General features: G+C 55.1%; 2 protein-coding genes. One reads left to right on the top strand and one right to left on the bottom strand.

What is annotated here, in order from left to right:
- Positions 1-75 precede the first annotated feature (75 nt).
- Positions 76-699, bottom strand: a complete 624-nt coding sequence (locus HAP95_RS00100; RefSeq protein WP_031575368.1) for a recombinase family protein — start codon at positions 697-699, stop codon at positions 76-78.
- Positions 700-837: 138 nt separating this feature from the next.
- Between HAP95_RS00100 and HAP95_RS00105 the strand changes: the two genes are divergently transcribed.
- Complete coding sequence (locus tag HAP95_RS00105) at positions 838-3,867, top strand: Tn3 family transposase (RefSeq protein ID WP_215865737.1); 3,030 nt, start codon at positions 838-840, stop codon at positions 3,865-3,867.
- Positions 3,868-3,916: the final 49 nt, after the last annotated feature.

Raw genomic sequence — 3,916 nt, forward strand, 5'->3', positions numbered from 1 at the left:
GGGGGTGTAAGCCCAAACCCTCGAAAATTTTGTCTGCCCTCGTAACCCGACCACGGGGCTACAGATGGCCCCCAATCAGACCTTCGGCGTCGGCTGAAGCCCCCGCTTGTTGATATAGGTATTCAGAGCGATGTGGCTGGTTTGGCCCAGGAGCGTGGCGATCTTGCGCACCGACAGTCCATAACCCAGCAGCTCCTTGATCCGCTCCACATCCTTGTCGAACTTACTCTTCTGCAGCGTGCCCTTGGGCTTCCCAAGCTGTTTGCCCTGTGCCTTCTTGGCCGCCAGCGCTTCCTTTGTGCGCATGCCAATCAGATCCCGCTCCAGTTCGGCAAACAGCGAGAACAGGGTGAGGACAATCTTGGAGTTCATGTCCTGCTGGGAGATATCGAGGTTCTGCTTGATGGTGATCACGCGGATATTGCGCTTCGCCAGGGCATTCACCAGTGAGATCACTTCGGCCGTGCTGCGGCCCAGCCGGCTTAGCTCGGTCACGATGAGGGTGTCCGTTTCGCCCAGCATCTGGACCAGATCGTCGATACGCCGCTGCTTGCTGGTCTTGCGCGATGAGACTGTGACTTCCATAAAGTCGTCGACGCGCAGCTCCCGTTTCCGGGCAAACTCCAGTATCTCCAGCTTCTGGTGACTCAGGTCCTGCTTGTCGGTGGATGCGCGCAAATAGGCGACAATTTTACCCATGAAAACAGCCTCGTTGTGTCTTAACATCAATTAGGCCGTAAAGTAATACGTCTTGTATGTATTTTTCAATCTATTTCACATGCTTGCCGTGGTGCTATATTAACGCTCGTTTTGGCATATACAGAATGTATAGTAAAAATGACAGAAAACAACAAAAGACTGACCATATTATCCGACGCGGAACGATTCGCCCTATACGGGCTCCCCGACTTCGATGACGGTCAGCGGCAGCAGTACCTCAGCTTCAGCGAATGCGAACTCGGGCTTGTGATGAGTCGGCAAAGTCTTCATGCCCAGGTCCATTGCGCCTTGCAGATCGGGTATTTCAAAGCCAAATATGCCTTCTTCTCGTTTTTCTGGGAAGAAACGGAAGAGGACTGCGCCTTTATCCTGACCCGCTACTTCCATGGTCAGGCGTTTGCTCCGCAGCCAGTGACCGAGTACGAGCATTATGTGCAGCGCACCGCGATCTTGGGCCTATTCGACTATCGTCCGTGGTCTGCTGAATTTCTGCTGTTGCTGGCCGAGCGTGCGGCGCAAGTCGTACATCGCGACGTCACCCCCGGCTTTATTGTCGCCGAACTGGTTGCCTTTCTCCACGAACAGAAGATTGTCAGACCGGGACACACGACCCTGCAGACACTCATCAGCGACACACTGACTACAGAGCGCAATCGCCTGAGTGACCTATTGGACAATTTGCTGGATGAACCTGCCAAGGAGGCGTTGCAGCAACTCCTGGTGCACGATGACACTTTGTTGGGATTGGCCGCCCTAAAGCAGGATGCCAAGGATTTTGGCTACCGCCAGATGGTGTCGGAGCGGAAGAAGCGCACCTTGCTGGAACCTCTTTATCAGACGGCGAAAGCGATGTTGCCCATCCTGTCAATTTCTCGGCAAAACCTGAATTACTACGCGAGCCTTGCCAATTTTTACACGATTTATGATTTGCGCCGTCTGCGCCCGAAACAAACCTACCTGTACCTACTGTGCTTCGCATGGCAGCGCTACCGCCAGCTTACCGACAACCTGATGGATGCGATGGACTACCACATGAAGCAACTTGAGGACGAAACTAAAATCCGGGCGAAAAAGCGATTCTTTCTACTACAGTCCACCAGGCGACAGGAGTCGCCTGGTGTTGGCCGTTTGCTGCTGATGTATGTTGACGACAACCTGGCTGATACCACGCCCTTCGGTTCAATCCGCGAGAGCGCCTTTACCATCATGCCCAAAGACGAATTGCGTCTCACTGGCCAGCGCTTGTGCGGGGCACCGGTAAATAAACTGGAATTGCGCTGGCAGATCGTGGAAGAGCTGGCGGAACGTGCCCGACACCACCTGCGCTCACTGTACGTGACGCTCAATTTTTCCAGCACAGTGCCAGACAACCCGTGGCTGGTGGCACTGGGTTGGATGAAGGGGGTTTTCTCCAAACAACAGCGACTGGCGCAGCGACCACTTAGCGAATGCCCGGCAGCAACGATTCCCAAACGCCTGCGCCCCTATCTGCTCGAATTTGATGTGAAAGGCAATGCATCAGGCGTTCGTGCTGATCGCTACGAGTTTTGGGTGTACCGGCAAATTAGGAAACGCTGCAAGTCAGGCGAAGTCTACCTGGACGACAGCGTCCAGCACCGCAGCCTCAGCGATGAACTGGTTTCCCTGGAGGAAAAAGCGGCCGCCCTCGGCCAACTGGATATTCCCTGGCTGCGGCAGCCCATTGAGACCCAGATCAATGCCTTGACGGAGGAACTGCACCGCCTGTGGCTGGCGTTCGACAAAGACCTGCGCCAGGGAAAACTGAAAAATCTGGAGTATGACAGCCAGACCAAGACGCTGGTCTGGCGGCGGCCCAAGGTCGGAGACGACGAAGCGAAACAGGATGCTTTTTACGGCAAGCTGTCGTTTCGCGATATCGCCGATGTTCTTCGATTTGTTAATGAGCAATGCCATTTTCTGTCGGCACTAACGCCGCTGCAGCCGCGCTACGCCAAGCAGGTTGCCGATACCGACAGCCTGATGGCAGTCATCATGGCCCAGGCAATGAATCATGGCAATCTCACCATGGCGCAGACCAGCGATATTCCCTATCACGTTCTGGATGCGACGTATCTGCAGTACCTGCGGCTGGCCAGCTTGCAGGCGGCCAATGATGTCATCAGCAATGCCACCGCAGACCTTGCCATTTTTCCACACTATTCCTTTGGCTTGGAGGCGCTCTACGGTAGCGTCGATGGACAGAAATTCGGGGTCGAACGGCCGACGGTGAAAGCGCGGTTTTCCCGCAAATATTTCGGCCGGGGCAAAGGTGTCGTCGCCTACACCCTGCTGTGCAACCATGTTCCGCTTCAGGGCTGGCTGATCGGCGCGCACGAGCTTGAGGGCCACCATGTTTTCGATCTCTGGTACCACAACACCTCGGATATCGTACCGACGGTGATCACCGGCGACATGCACAGCATTAACAAGGCTAATTTTGCCATCCTGCATTGCTTCGGCTTGCGTTTCGAACCGCGCCTCACCAGGCTTCACGAACAGATACAGCAAATCTACTGCGCCGGTGATCCCGCGCGGTACGAAAAATTCCTTATCCAGCCGACTGGGCAGATTGACCTTCAAGCCGTCATCAACGAGAAATCCAACATCGACCAGATCGTGGCGACCCTGGGTCTCAAGGAGATGAGCCAGGGCACATTAATCCGGAAACTATGCACCTACACGCAGCCAAATCCGACACGCTATGCGCTATTCGAGTTTGACAAGTTGATCCGCAGTACCTACACCTTGCGCTACGCCCGCGATCCCCAGTTACAGCGCAACATCCACCGCTCCCAGAACCGAATCGAGTCCTACCACCAGATGCGCTCGGCGATAGCCCAAGTCGGAGGCAAGAAGGAACTGACTGGCAGGACGGATATCGAGGTTGAAATAAGCAACCAGTGCGCCCGGCTGGTTGCCAACGCGATTATCTATTACAACTCCGCCATCCTGTCACGGCTACTCGCCAAGTATGGAGCCAACCCAAGCCACAGAGTCCTGTCCCTGATCAAGAAGATATCGCCCGTGGCATGGCGGCACATCCACATGGGCGGCCACTACACGTTCCGGGGCGAGGGCAAGGCGGTCGATCTCGATGCGTTGGTGGCCGATTTGCTCTTGGAATAGGGAATTACGAGGCCAAACAAAATTTTCGAGGGTTTGGGCTTACACCCCC

The sequence above is a fragment of the Acidithiobacillus sulfurivorans genome (assembly GCF_018853815.1).
GTDB lineage: Bacteria > Pseudomonadota > Gammaproteobacteria > Acidithiobacillales > Acidithiobacillaceae > Acidithiobacillus > Acidithiobacillus sulfurivorans.

Coding starts and splice junctions, on each gene's coding strand:
- HAP95_RS00100 (WP_031575368.1), bottom strand. CDS start 699: ATGGGTAAAATTGTCGCCTATTTGCGCGCATCCACCGACAAGCAGGAC.
- HAP95_RS00105 (WP_215865737.1), top strand. CDS start 838: ATGACAGAAAACAACAAAAGACTGACCATATTATCCGACGCGGAACGA.